We start from the raw sequence: 13,673 nt of genomic DNA, 5'->3' as shown, positions 1-13,673 counted from the left end.
ATTTACAGATATTCTATGTTATTTTTATAAAAAAATAATTGAAATTGAATTTTGGGTTATATAATATAAGTGTAAACAGTAATCTAAGAGTTATCCGGAGGCTGTTGGTATTCTGTTTACTGAAATATATTTCATTGTATGATATTTCTGTAGAAAAAGATGGTTATTTTTTCGATATTTGAGCATATAGATTTTATTAAAAATTCTATAAAAAAATTAAATAAATGTATTGACATCAAAAAAAGATTATATATAATATTAAGTGTAATCTCACTGAACCTCTATTTAAGGGGAATGAATAAACATTTATACACTGAATTTTGTAATTGTTTATATAATGATTGCTAAGATATCATGATGATTATATAATTTATCGTTTAATTGTTGTTAATATACTTATAAATCTTTTCTGTAAGTTTTAATGATTTTTTAAATGATCGTTCAAAGTTCAGCTCTTAATTGCTTTATTAGTAAAGGTTATATTAAGTTCTCGCTTCTACTGTAAATTCTAGTCTTTACAGTAATTATGAAGCTTGTATATTTAGGCAATAAACATACAAGTTCTAAACCATACTCTTTTGACTAGGTTGCATATTTTGTTCTTCTCATTTTCTTTCCATAGTTCTTATAATTTTAATTAAATATAATATTTAAAGATTATCGTGTTCATTTCTTCTTTATAGAATTGTGTGGTTACAAAACTATATTATTGGATTTCTGAACAATTTAAAAATTCATGTCTGACTAAAACTATTTTATTTTGTCGCTTTTGAATTTGTGATGTTTTATTTTTGTATAAATGGTCGATACTTTTATTTTAAATTATTTAAAGTTGGTAAGTTCTTAGAAATTGATGGAACAAAAATGATTAAGATAATTATTATTAATCAATAAAAATATATTAATTTATTATGTTGTAGCATATATCATCGCGATTTTTTCGTGATAGGAGACTTAGTAGTATATGGGAAGAGGGCGTGTTTTCTGTTTTAACAGAGGACACGCTTTTTTTATTTGGAGGATGTTAATAGTGGTTAAATTATCTTTTGAAATTACAGATATTGAAGGCTTTTGTACAAATGGTAAAAAGGGGATTGTTAGGAAACGAATGTATAATGTGATTGATTGTTATGACTTAACAGTGTTGAAAGCAAATTTAAATGATCGTTTTTACGAAGACTATCTTTATCCTGAACAGTTTATTAATAATGTGTATATAAAGATTTTTAAAGGGAAGGAATTAGAATCATTAATTATTTTTAAACAATCATCGACTGCTGATAATGCTAGAGAATATAAAGTGAATCAAATTTGTTTATATCTAGATTATTTTTTTCAATTCTAATTATCTTTGTCAGGGTAATAGATTTTTGTTTCAAACTTTTTTGTGAAAAATTAACTTCAAGTTATATATAAGATACAATGAATGAAAGGAGTGATTTTATGTCATATATTACTTATGTAGAATCTAAGGATGGAACAAAATTATATACTAAGGTAAATCGTTCAGAGGAGCATGATTCAACAATTATTATTGTGCATGGTTTAGCTGAATATGCTGAACGTTATGATGAGTTTGTAGATGAATTAAATATGTTTGGTAGTAACATTGTAAGGTTTGATCATAGAGGACATGGGCATTCTGAAGGAAAAGATACTTACTATGGTTCTTATGAAGAAATTATTGAGGACGTTAAAGCTGTTGTAGACTATGTGAAAGAAAACATAGGACCTAAAATTTATTTAATTGGTCATAGTATGGGTGGATTTGCAGTAACACTGTATGGCACTAAGTATCCAGGGACCGTAGATGGATATATTACAAGTGGTGCGCTAACTAGGTACCATACGAAATTATTTGAGGGTGCTGAGTCATTAGGACCAGAAGAATACTTCCCTAATGAAATGGGAGAAGGATTATGCAGTAAAGCATCAGTTGTTGAAGAATATAAAATTGATGCACTAATTAAAAAACATATTTCAGGAGGCTTAGTACACAGCTTACTGGAAGGAGTCGAATACTTAAAAGAACACGCTAAAGACTTTGTTGACCCTATCATGATACTCCACGGAAAAAATGATGGAGCAGTATCACCAGAAGATTCAATTGATTTATATAGAGAAATCGGCTCAGAACATAAATCGTTGCATATCTTCCCTAAGTTCGAACATGAGATATTTCATGAAAATACAAAATTTTTCACTTTCTCACATTTAATAAGTAGTTGGATAATGGAACTTGAACCTGATGAAGATGAGTAAAATAAATGTATGGAATCCAATAAATAAAGAGGTTGAGACATAAACACATGTCTCAACCTCTTTATTTATACTCTCAACATGCTTCTGAATCCTCTTGCTCCATAGTATGATTCTGCACCATTATGATATGTAAATACTGTATCATAGCGACGGTCACAAAATAGTGCGCCTCCCAAATTTCTAATTTTATCTGGTGTCTCAATCCAACTAGAAGATTTCTTATCGAATTCTCCTAACGTTTGAAGATGACGGTATTGTGATTCTGTTAATAAAGATACTTTCATTTCATTTACTAAATCAATAGCGCTTGTTTCGGGCTTATGCTTCTTTCTTGATTCTAATGCTTCTCTGTCATAACAAACACTTCTACGTCCTTTAGGGCTCTCTTTTGAACAGTCTACAAAAAGATATTTTCCATCTTCTATTCCGATAACATCAGGTTCACCTTCAGTTCTTTCCATTTCATTAAGTGACCATAATAGCTCAGAATTATTAAGTAGTCTTTCTTCTACATCTGACCAGTTAATACCTTCGTGTCTTTCTGTAAATTTTTCAAATCTTTCTTTTAAAGTAGTAATAAGTTGTTGTTGTTCTTCTTGCGATAGTTTGTTTGATGACATAGTCATAGCTCCTTTTTGTAATAGTTTACCAGAAACGAATGTTATTTAAAGTAATATGTTATTCGTTTTCATGATTTTCTTTTAAAAACGCCAAATACTCGTCACCCCAGTCACAAATACCGTTGACAACCGCTTCTAAGTCTTTTCCTATTGAAGTTAAACTGTACTCTACTTTAGGTGGTACAACCGGGTAAACTTCTCGATGTATAATGTAATCATTTTCTAGCTCTCTAAGTTGTCGTATGAGCATTCGTTGATTAATATCAGGTAATCTTTTTTCTAATTGATTTAATCTAAGTGGTGATTCTTGAAGTAAATGCCAAATGATAGGTATCTTCCAACGACCTCCAATTACCGATAGTGCCAGGTCTTTCGAATTATAATATTCTGTTTCTTTATAGTTAATTAAAAGCATGATATAACCCCATTTCTTCACTAAGTGACATATTTGTCAGTATTGCGTATTTTTAACCATTGTATCATGATTGTAAGTGCAAGTTAATATATATTAAGGAGATAAATAAAATATGAAATTACAATTAGCGATAGATTTATTAAATAAAGAAGAAGCAGCTAAATTAGCTCAACAAGTCGAGGAATATGTAGATGTTGTAGAAATCGGTACACCAATTGTTATTAATGAAGGGTTAGGTGCAGTTGAATTAATGAGCCAATCTGTTAAAAAAGCACAAGTATTAGCAGATTTAAAAATTATGGACGCAGCTGGTTATGAAGTAAGCCAAGCAGTCAAATATGGTGCTGATATTGTAACGATTTTAGGAGTTGCTGAAGATGCTTCTATTAAAGCTGCAATCGAAGAAGCTCATAAAAGTGGCAAAGAACTGTTAGTTGATATGATTGCTGTCCAAGATCTAGAAAAACGTGCGAAAGAACTAGACGAATTAGGCGCTGACTATATCGCTATTCATACAGGTTACGATTTACAAGCAGAAGGTGTATCTCCATTAGAGAGTTTACGTACTGTTAAATCAGTTATTAAAAACTCTAAACTTGCGGTAGCAGGTGGTATAAAACCAGAAACGATTCAATCAGTTGTAGATGAAGGCCCAGATTTAGTTATCGTAGGTGGCGGAATTGCTAATGCTGAAGATCCTGTAGAAGCAGCTAAAACGTGTAGAAATATTATGGATGGCAAACAAGATGTCACAATATAAACTGATTCTTAGTGAAATTGAACATACACTCAATAAAGTGGATGAGCAAAAGAATATAAAGTTTTTAGACGAAATCTTAAAAGCGAATGCAATCTTTGTTGCAGCAAAAGGACGCTCTTCATTTGTTGCGAATAGTTTTGCAATGCGTTTAAACCAATTAGGTAAACGTAGCTATGTTGTAGGAGAGACAACAACACCATCTATTCAAGAAGATGATCTCTTATTAATTGTTTCTGGATCAGGTAAAACAGCGCATTTACAACTTTTATCTGAAATAGCAAACCAAGCTAAAGCAAACATTATCTTAATATCAACTCAAAGCGAGTCAAAAATCGCTGAATTATCAAAAGAAGTTATTACACTACCAGCAGGTACTAAATATGACGAAAAAGGCTCTGAACAACCGTTAGGAAGTTTGTTTGAACAAAGCAGTCAAATATTTTTAGATAGTATCATTATGGAAATAATGAAAGAAATAAACGTATCCGAAACAACAATGCAAAATAATCATGCGAATTTAGAATAGGTAAAAAATCCGAGACATAACAATTGTCTCGGATTTTGTGTTATATAAGCGAGAGTAGCTTATTATTTATAAAGATAAGAAGAGAGTATGTTCCACGATTTTGTAAAGTGCTGAAGCCCGAGGGAGTAGTAGGAGTGAGAGACTACAGGCTTGAACCATGCCCTTAGGCAAGCATGCACGAACAAAATTGTAGATTATATACCAAGTTCTTTTTCTTATATTACTTCTTAATATATAAACAATATGAATAATGGTAATATAACAGAACTTAATAGCGCTATTAGTATCATTCCGATAGAGCTGAATGCTGCTGATTCAATGTCAGTTTCTAATATTTTAGCTGTCCCTATAGCGTGTGATGCATTTCCAAATGTAAGACCTTTTGCAATGGAAGTTTGAAAATTTGCTAGTCTAACTAAGTAATGTCCAAGCATACTGCCGATAAGTCCAGTTAACATGATGAATAATACTGTTAAAGTATCAACGCCACCAATTTGTTCTGAAACTTGGATACCAACTGCAGCTGTGATTGATCTCGGCAATAATGATGCAATCATTTCTTTAGAATAACCGAGTATTTTAAGGGTTGTAAAAACTAATACAATATTAGTTAATATACCAACAAGTACACTCGTTAATATTACTCTGAAATGTTTTACAATCATATCTCGATATAAATATAAAGGGTAGGCTAGACACACGACTGTACAGTTTAAGAAGTCATAAATCCAATGTCCACCAACCATATAATCATCATAGTCATAGCCAAGAATGAGCAGTACGCAAATAATAGCAATTGATGATACTAGCGCTGGGTGTAATATCGCTATTTTCAACTTTTTCTGTATAAATATTGCCAGTAAGTACATGAGTAAAGTTAAGACAATCATTGATATTGTTTTAATCATCATTGAATGTTGTCACCGTCCTTTTTATGAGCGGATTTTAACATTTTTTCTGCCACATAACCTGAAGTGAGAGCGACAATACATGTACTCGCAATAATTAATATGATTAATGCTATGTATTTCGAATTGAATTGTTCAGCTAAATCCATAGCACCAACTATAGAAGGTATGAAAAAGAAAATCATCGTACCTAATAATAAATTGGCACCACTAGATATTCACTCTGTCTTGATGATTTTAAATTGTAATAATAAGAAAAAGAGAGCTAGGCCTATAATGCTTCCTGCAACTGGTATGTGTAATGTTTCTTGAATCCAATTTCCACATAAGGTAATCAAATATATTAAGCATAATTGAAGTATTACTTTAATGGACTTTAAAATCATGTTTATTCATATCCTTATAAAAAGTATTTTATAGTACTTTGTGTTTGTCATATATCATTCAATTATAGAATGCATTGGTTATTTTTAAAATGGTATTTTTATAAATTAAGTCTATCTTATTATTTTAAAAAAATAAGAAATAGTGTTTCAATAGAATAAACTAATAGAAAAAATTGGAGTGAGAGAAATGCCAAAATTAATATTATGTCGACATGGACAAAGTGATTGGAATAAGAAAAACTTGTTTACTGGTTGGGCTGACGTAGGATTATCTGAGCAAGGATTTAACGAAGCGAAATTGTCAGGGGAAAAATTATTAAAACAAGAAATAGAAATAGATGTTGTCTATACTTCATTGTTAACAAGAGCGATTGAAACAACTTATTTATTGTTGAAACACTCTCATTAATTATGGATTCCCGTTTATAAAACTTGGCGTTTAAATGAACGTCACTATGGTGGCTTGCAAGGTAAAAATAAAGACGAAGCAAGAGAAGAATTTGATGAAGAACAAGTACATATATGGAGACGTTCTTATGATACAAAACCACCTGAAGCTGATAAAGCGTTGCAAGAAGAATATTTAAACGATAGAAGGTATGCAATGTTAGATCGTAGAGTAATGCCACTATCAGAGAGTTTAAAAGACACTTTAGATAGAGTGATTCCGTTCTGGATTGACCACGTTTCAACGAGTCTCGTTAATGGTCAAACGACACTTGTTTCAGCCCATGGTAATTCACTGCGTGCATTGATTAAATATTTAGAAGATATACCTGATGATGAAATATCAGAGTTAGAAATTAAAACTGGCGCGCCACTTATCTATGAATTAGATGATGAATTGAAAGTCATTGATAAATACTATTTATAGAGATAAAAGGGAAATAAAAGTTTAATTTAACAAAAAGCTTTACTTTTCATAATATGTAGCGTATAGTAATAGACAAGTGATATTTCGAGATTAAATTAATTGGTAGTTTTATTCATTGTTAATGAAAGTCCATTTAAGTTTGAAGATTGATTATTGCAAATATATTGTGCATAAGCACTAGGAGGACTTTTATATGAATAAAGGTACAGTAAAATGGTTTAACGCAGAAAAAGGTTACGGATTTATCGAAGGAGAAAACGGAAGCGACGTTTTCGTACATTTCTCTTCAATCCAAACTGAAGGATACAAATCATTAGACGAAGGTGCATCAGTTACTTTCGATATCGAAGAAGGTCAACGTGGACCTCAAGCAGTTAACGTTAACAAAAACTAATATTTCTGTTAATGATCTGTTTGGGACGTTATCGTTCTAAATATAAAGCATGAAATCATCAATTATGATGGTTTCATGCTTTTTTGTTTTTATAAGAAAGTTAATCACCCTTTATAATGGTAATATTACATATTTAATGATTTAATAAAGTTAACGACATAAAGGGGGTTATATCATGACAGAATTACAACATTTAACTTTTGGTAAAGAAGATGCAAATATTACAGTAGAAGCTTTTATTAATTTTGCGTGTCCATATTGTAAACATTACTTTTTTGCTGCAGATGAAGTGTTAACACCTTATATAGAAAATGGAGACGTAAAATATATCGTTAAACATTTTGATAAGACGAAGCAACATCTTTTAAAAGGAACGGTAGCGAACATCCATTTAGATTATGATGACCCTGATGAAGCGATAAAATATATACGTGATTTATATGAAACACAAGAAGAATGGACAGTAAGCTTTGAAACGATTGAAAGAAAAATGGAAGATGAATTAAGGTTAGCGCCACAAAAACATGCAGATGATAGATCATTAGCCATTAATAGAGAAACGTTTGAAAAAGATATAACGGGTATACCGACAGTATTCATTAATGGAGAAAGATTTGATTTTGATCCTGTAGAAGATAATCAAGAAACAATTCAAGAAAAATTAGAAAAATCCTTATTAAATTAAACAAATTCTATAACTTTATATCTTAATTTACGATTGAATTTTTTGTATTATTACACTTATTAACAAGGTGAAAAAGATAATTTATTTTAATGATGTATATTGGTTTTTAAATCGTGCTAAATAGGGTAGAATCAATAATGTAAGCCCTTTACTTGAATATAAAAACTTTGCGATAGTACAATAGTAATAAGAGGTATTTATTACCTTATAAAGGGTTGATTATATTTAGGAGGTATGAAGGATGGTAGTAGAATTTCGTAACGAACCTGCAACTGATTTTACAAATCAAAAGAATCAACAGGCATTTAAAGATGCATTAATTCAAGTTCAAGCTGAATTTGGAACAGAAATTCCTCTCGTAATAAACGGAGAGAAAATTTTCACTGATGATAAGTACGATTCTGTAAATCCAGCTGATCATCAACAAGTGTTAGGTCGTGTTTCAAAAGCTTCTAAAGAGCAAGTTGATCAAGCGATGGAAGCGGCTAAAGAAGCATATAAGACTTGGAGAAAATGGACGCCTCATGAAAGAGCGGAATTATTGCTTCGTGTCTCTGCCATTATTCGTAGAAGAAAACATGAATTTTCTGCACTGATGGTTTACGAAGCGGGTAAACCATGGAATGAAGCAGATGGTGATACAAATGAAGGCATTGATTTTACTGAATACTATGCACGTTCAATGATGGAACTTGCTCACGGTAAACCGGTATTTGATAGAGAAGGTGAACATAACCAGTATATCTATAAACCTATGGGGCCAGGCGTTACAATACCACCTTGGAACTTCCCATTCGCTATAATGACAGGTACAACTGTTGCACCTATAATTGCAGGTAATACAGTGTTGCTTAAACCAGCTGAGGACACACCATTAATTGCTTATAAATTAATTGAAGTGTTAGAAGAAGCAGGCTTACCTAAAGGTGTAGTTAACTTTGTACCTGGTGACCCGAAAGAAATCGGAGACCATTTAGTGGATCATAAAGACACTCATTTCGTAACGTTCACAGGCTCAAGAGCGACTGGTACGAGAATCTTCGAAAGAGCTGCTAAAATACAAGAAGGGCAAAACTTCTTAAAACGTGTTATCGCTGAAATGGGCGGTAAAGATGCTATTCTTGTAGATAATAATGTAGATACAGATTTAGCTGCACAATCTATAGTAGACTCAGCGTTCGGCTTTTCTGGACAAAAATGTTCAGCATGTTCTCGTGCAATTGTGCATAAAGAAGTTTATGATGAAGTTCTAGAAAAAGCTGTTAACCTTACTAAAGAATTATCAATAGGTAATACTGATAAAGGTTCAGATGTTTATATGGGACCAGTTATCAACCAAAAACAATTCGATAAAATTAAAAATTATATCGAAATTGGTAGCAAAGAAGGTAAGCTTGAAGTAGGTGGTAAAACTGATGATAGTAAAGGTTACTTCGTAAACCCTACAATCTTCTCAGGCTTAAAATCTAGCGATCAAATTATGCAAGAAGAAATCTTTGGTCCAGTCGTAGGCTTTACTAAATGTGAAAACTTTGATGAAATGATAGAAGTAGCTAATGATACAGATTATGGTCTAACAGGCGCAGTTATTACAAATAATCGTGAACATTGGAGACAAGCTTGTGAAGACTTTGATGTAGGTAACTTATACTTGAATAGAGGTTGTACTGCAGCAGTAGTAGGATACCACCCATTCGGTGGATTCAAAATGTCAGGAACTGATGCCAAGACAGGTAGCCCAGACTACATGTTAAACTTCTTAGAGCAAAAAATTCTTTCAGAACAATTTTAATATAATAAAGTAAGTGGATTATAAATATCCAATGTAACTTTAAAACCCCCGCTCGTTATGAATAATTTAACGAGCGGGGGTTTTTATTAATGAAAACTGATACGTTCTGATGCATATAAAGCGATTCGTATATCTAAAGATCTTACGGGATCTTCAACCGGGTAACCAATGATTTCTTCACATTTTTTAATTCTATATTTCACAGTGTTTCTATGAATAAAAATTTCATCTGCTGTTTTAGTGATATCGCATTGATTATCCATATAAACTTTTAATGTATATTTTAATTCTTTATCTTTTGTCTTTTTAGGATATGCCAACGGACCTAAAGTATAAGTAATGAAAGGTTTTAATTTACTTTCAGGAATAAGTTGTAATAGTTCTTGGACACTTTTTGATTTATAAACTTTTAAGAAAGCTTTTTCACCTTTTTCAGCTTCATCTTCGTATGCCTCATTAGCTTCGAAAAATGAAGAAGGCAGTTGTGAAAACTCTGATACTGCGTTACCTACACCTATAGAGATATTTCCGCGGAAATACTTTGTGTATTCATTTTGTATGAATTTACAATAATCCAAGTAATATTGATGTTTTGTTTGTAGTAATACTGCAAATCTATAGTTACTTGGTAATGTAAATACAGAAATAGTGTTGTCGATATCATGCAACATATTTGATAACCATTCAGATGTCATTTGATATCGTTCATTAAGATAAACACTATTTTCTACGCCATCTTCACTATCAATTGCACAAATTAAAATTTGATAGAAATCAGATAAATGGATGTTATAACGTTTGAACAAATCTGGATGCTGTTTAATAGATAATGTATTTTCAGTCATAAGCGATTCAAAAAATCTATTTACATCTTGTTGTTCGGTAGCTTTAATACGACTGTTTTTATATATAGCAAAGCTTATCGTTGTAACAGCTTGTTCTATTGTTAATAAACTAAATGGATAGCTTAAAGTATCAACGTTTGAAACCATTAAATAATATGGAAAGTAATTAAAAGCTGGTACCTCAAATATGACATGCTTTTCATTAAAAGAAGATTTAGTATTTTGTTTGATGTCTTGAGTCGACATATAAAGCTTAAAATACTTTAAGTTTTCATTTAGTAATTGTCTGTTATGAGTATAGTGATGACTAACCGCTTCAACATCATCAAAAGGATTAATTAACATGATTGGTACCTTTAGTAACTTGCTGAATCTTTCGACCATTAAGTTAGCATCGTACCCTTTTATTAACATATGATTTAATTCTTGTTGTATATTTAAAGCATAGTTCATTTTTTCCGATTCATCATCTGAAATATATGATGAAATATGATGTGTAATATCTCCTAAATTCCACGCTTCTGGAATCTCAATCAGAGGGAATTCTATGGAATTTGCATAATCTATAACTTTTTGATCTATAGATTTTAAGAAACGTGACACTTTAATTCCAAGACCAGCTGTTTGAATTTCATTTAAATCACTGATGAGTTGTATTAATCCATCTTGGTCTTCTTGATAATTCATAGCAGTTGTCAGTATTAACATATATGGTGAAGTGAAGTGTTTAATATCTTGTAGCATTTACAAACATCGTGAACGAAGGCGACATTGGTGTTGTAGGAGCATCTGGTACTGGTATCCAAGAAGTTACAACAATTATTGACCGTGAAGGCAAAGGTGTTACAAACGCAATCGGTACAGGTGGCCGTGATTTATCAACAGAAGTTGGTGCGGTTACAATGTTAGATTCAATCAAAGCTTTAAACCAAGATCCTAAAGTAAAAGTGATAACTGTAATTTCTAAGCCCCCAGCTAAAGAAGTAGAAGAAAAAGTATTAAATCTTTTACGTAATATTGAAAAACCAGTCGTAACACTATTCTCAGGTCATAAACCAGAATTTACTGAGAAAAATATTCATCATGCATACACATTAGAAGAAACAGCTCGTGTTTCTGTACAGTTATCTAACGGCGAAGAACCGAACTTTGCAGCTTCTACACTTAAAGATATTAATGTTGAACTAAAAGATAATCAAACTGGTATTAAAGGTTATTATTCAGGCGGTACTTTAGCTTCTGAAGCAGCAATGTTAGTTAAAGATGCTTTAAACGTTGAAAGTGAAGAAGCTGAAGGATTTACTTTGAAAGCAAATAATCACGAAGTAATAGACTTAGGTGATGATATGTATACTCAAGGTAGACCACACCCAATGATTGATCCTGGAAAACGTATCGAAATGTTAGAAAAATCTGCTGATCAAGAAACAACTGCTGTCATTATGCTTGATAACGTAATTGGATATGGTAGCCATGATGATATGGCAAATGAATTAGCACCAACAATCTCAAGTATTAAATCTAAAGATCAATCAGAAGGTAGAGATATTGCAATCTTAGCTACTGTAGTTGGTACTGAACATGATCATCAAGGTTATGAACAACAACAAGAAACATTACGTGAAGCTGGTGCAATTATTTGTGATACAAACGATCAAATGGTTCGTACAGCTATTGAATTAGTAGGTGGAAAAGTAGAACAACCTGAATTACAAGTTCAAACATTTGAAGCAACTAAAGTTGATTTAACAGTTGATGAAAAAATTATGAACCTTATCAATATGAAACCAAGTGTTATTAACATAGGACTGAAAAGTTTCGCTGAAGCGGTTGAAAACAGTGGATCAGAAGTTGTTCAATTTAACTGGCGTCCAATAGCAGGTGGAAATGAAAAATTAATGAAAGTCTTACAATTTTTAAATAATTATGAAGGAGAGTCAGTATAATGGGATTTAAAACAATTGATGAAGCCAATCAAGCCGTTATAGATAAAATGGTTGCTGCTGCACCGTTCTTAGTAGATGTAGTCCCAGCAAAAACTAAAATTCCAGAATTAAAAGAGAATGTTCTTTTACATGCAGGGCCTCCAATGACATATGACGATATGACAGATCCAATGCAAGGTGCATGTGTCGGTGCGATTCTTTTTGAAGAATGGGCTGATGACGAAGCAACTGCTAGAAAAATGTTAGAAAATGATGAAATTACATTGATACCATGTCACCACGTAAACGCGGTGGGTCCAATGGGCGGTATTACTTCAATGAACATGCCAGTACTTGTTGTAGAAAACAGAGAAAATGGTAACGAAGCATATTGCCAAATGAACGAAGGTATCGGTGCGGTTATGCGTTTCGGTGCATACAATGAACAAGTTATTAATCGTCTACATTGGATGAAAGATGTACTTGGTCCTGTATTAGGTGAAGCAATTCGTTCACTAGAAGATGGTATGAACGTTAACGTGCTTATCGCAAAAGCTATCGCTATGGGTGACGAATTCCACCAACGTAATATTGCTTCTTCATACGCATTCTTACGTGATATAGCACCAGTTATATCTTCATTAGACCACATTGATAACGAAAAACGTACAGAAGTAATACAGTTCTTATCTGATACAGACCAATTCTTCTTGAACGTTGCTATGGCAACTGGTAAAGCAATGATGGATGCAGCAAGAACTATTCAATCTGGTACAGTAGTTACAGCTATGACACGTAACGGTAATCAATTCGGTATCCGTATCGCTGGTATGGGAGACGAATGGTTCACTGGGCCAGTAAACACACCACAAGGACTGTATTTCACTGGTTACTCAGCAGACGATGCAAACCCAGATATGGGAGACTCTGCAATTACAGAAACAATAGGTGTAGGAGGCATGGCAATGATTGCTGCTCCTGCAGTGACACGCTTTGTAGGCACAGGTGGCTTTGATGATGCATTACAAACAAGTAATGAAATGACAGAAATCACTATTGGTGAAAATCCTAACTTTGCTATTCCAACTTGGAATTTCAAAGGAGCTGTATTAGGAATTGATGCTAGAAAAGTAGTAGAAACAGGCATTACTCCAGTTATTAATACTGGTATTGCACATAAAGTAGCAGGCTTTGGACAAATTGGAGCGGGTACTGTACATCCTCCAATCGAATGTTTCGAAAAAGCAATTACAGCTTATGCTGAGAAATTAGGATTCTAAG

The 13,673-nt window shown here is 32.4% G+C and carries 12 protein-coding genes and 3 pseudogenes; 10 read left to right on the top strand and 5 right to left on the bottom strand.

Annotated elements, in window-relative coordinates; translation table 11 throughout:
* Positions 1–1,030 precede the first annotated feature (1,030 nt).
* Both CD135_RS09180 and CD135_RS09175 read left to right on the top strand, forming a co-directional pair.
* Positions 1,031–1,345 (top strand): hypothetical protein, encoded by a 315-nt coding sequence (locus CD135_RS09180; protein ID WP_064211764.1) that lies wholly within the window; start codon positions 1,031–1,033, stop codon positions 1,343–1,345.
* 98 nt (positions 1,346–1,443) lie between these two features.
* Positions 1,444–2,262: an alpha/beta hydrolase gene (locus CD135_RS09175; RefSeq protein WP_103269298.1), complete on the top strand. Its 819-nt coding sequence runs from the start codon at positions 1,444–1,446 to the stop codon at positions 2,260–2,262.
* Between the two features lie 65 nt (positions 2,263–2,327).
* Here CD135_RS09175 and CD135_RS09170 read toward each other — a convergent pair whose 3' ends face one another.
* Both CD135_RS09170 and CD135_RS09165 read right to left on the bottom strand, forming a co-directional pair.
* Complete coding sequence (locus tag CD135_RS09170; RefSeq protein ID WP_174700873.1) at positions 2,328–2,882, bottom strand: DUF4256 domain-containing protein; 555 nt, start codon at positions 2,880–2,882, stop codon at positions 2,328–2,330.
* 58 nt (positions 2,883–2,940) lie between these two features.
* Positions 2,941–3,297: a winged helix-turn-helix transcriptional regulator gene (locus tag CD135_RS09165; RefSeq protein ID WP_016998988.1), complete on the bottom strand. Its 357-nt coding sequence runs from the start codon at positions 3,295–3,297 to the stop codon at positions 2,941–2,943.
* Between the two features lie 112 nt (positions 3,298–3,409).
* On the opposite strand from CD135_RS09165, the gene hxlA reads away from it, so the two are divergent.
* Both hxlA and hxlB read left to right on the top strand, forming a co-directional pair.
* Positions 3,410–4,057: a 3-hexulose-6-phosphate synthase gene (gene hxlA / locus CD135_RS09160; protein WP_064205327.1), complete on the top strand. Its 648-nt coding sequence runs from the start codon at positions 3,410–3,412 to the stop codon at positions 4,055–4,057.
* The gene (gene hxlB, locus CD135_RS09155) at positions 4,032–4,583 is read left to right on the top strand and encodes a 6-phospho-3-hexuloisomerase (RefSeq protein WP_103269297.1); all 552 of its coding nucleotides are present in this window, start codon (positions 4,032–4,034) and stop codon (positions 4,581–4,583) included. Before hxlA ends, hxlB begins: the two co-directional genes overlap by 26 nt.
* 227 nt (positions 4,584–4,810) lie before the next feature.
* Here hxlB and CD135_RS09150 read toward each other — a convergent pair whose 3' ends face one another.
* Both CD135_RS09150 and CD135_RS09145 read right to left on the bottom strand, forming a co-directional pair.
* Positions 4,811–5,494 carry an LrgB family protein gene (locus CD135_RS09150; RefSeq protein ID WP_103269296.1) on the bottom strand — a complete coding sequence of 228 codons (684 nt, stop codon included), beginning with the start codon at positions 5,492–5,494 and terminating at the stop codon, positions 4,811–4,813.
* A pseudogene (locus tag CD135_RS09145) lies at positions 5,491–5,877 on the bottom strand (CidA/LrgA family protein). The gene CD135_RS09150 and the pseudogene CD135_RS09145 overlap by 4 nt, the downstream one beginning before the upstream one ends.
* Positions 5,878–6,064: 187 nt before the next feature.
* Between CD135_RS09145 and CD135_RS09140 the strand changes: the two are divergent.
* The 4 genes and pseudogenes from CD135_RS09140 (at position 6,065) to pruA (ending at position 9,622) form a co-directional block, all read left to right on the top strand.
* Positions 6,065–6,751, top strand: a pseudogene (locus tag CD135_RS09140) (2,3-diphosphoglycerate-dependent phosphoglycerate mutase).
* A 193-nt stretch (positions 6,752–6,944) separates the two neighbouring features.
* A complete protein-coding gene (locus tag CD135_RS09135; protein WP_016998994.1) occupies positions 6,945–7,145 on the top strand; it encodes a cold-shock protein in 201 nt (66 codons plus the stop codon).
* Positions 7,146–7,320: 175 nt separating this feature from the next.
* On the top strand, positions 7,321–7,830 hold the full coding sequence (locus CD135_RS09130) for a thioredoxin domain-containing protein (RefSeq protein ID WP_103269295.1): 510 nt from the start codon (positions 7,321–7,323) through the stop codon (positions 7,828–7,830).
* Between the two features lie 241 nt (positions 7,831–8,071).
* Positions 8,072–9,622, top strand: a complete 1,551-nt coding sequence (gene pruA, locus CD135_RS09125; protein WP_103269294.1) for an L-glutamate gamma-semialdehyde dehydrogenase — start codon at positions 8,072–8,074, stop codon at positions 9,620–9,622.
* 86 nt (positions 9,623–9,708) lie between these two features.
* On the opposite strand, the gene CD135_RS09120 is transcribed toward pruA, so the two are convergent.
* Positions 9,709–11,211, bottom strand: coding sequence for a PucR family transcriptional regulator (locus tag CD135_RS09120; RefSeq protein ID WP_103269293.1), 1,503 nt, complete (start codon positions 11,209–11,211; stop codon positions 9,709–9,711).
* On the opposite strand from CD135_RS09120, the pseudogene fdrA reads away from it, so the two are divergent.
* Both fdrA and CD135_RS09110 read left to right on the top strand, forming a co-directional pair.
* Positions 11,205–12,413, top strand: a pseudogene (fdrA, locus tag CD135_RS09115) (acyl-CoA synthetase FdrA); the annotation flags it as partial. The gene CD135_RS09120 and the pseudogene fdrA overlap by 7 nt on opposite strands.
* Positions 12,413–13,672, top strand: a complete 1,260-nt coding sequence (locus tag CD135_RS09110) for a YlbE family protein (RefSeq protein ID WP_016999007.1) — start codon at positions 12,413–12,415, stop codon at positions 13,670–13,672. The pseudogene fdrA and the gene CD135_RS09110, both read left to right, overlap by 1 nt.
* Position 13,673 lies beyond the last annotated feature (1 nt).

The organism is Mammaliicoccus lentus (genome assembly GCF_002902755.1).
GTDB classification, from domain to species: domain Bacteria; phylum Bacillota; class Bacilli; order Staphylococcales; family Staphylococcaceae; genus Mammaliicoccus; species Mammaliicoccus lentus.
The sequence above is the reverse complement of the archived record's forward strand: the minus strand, read 5'-3'. Positions and strand labels throughout refer to the sequence as shown.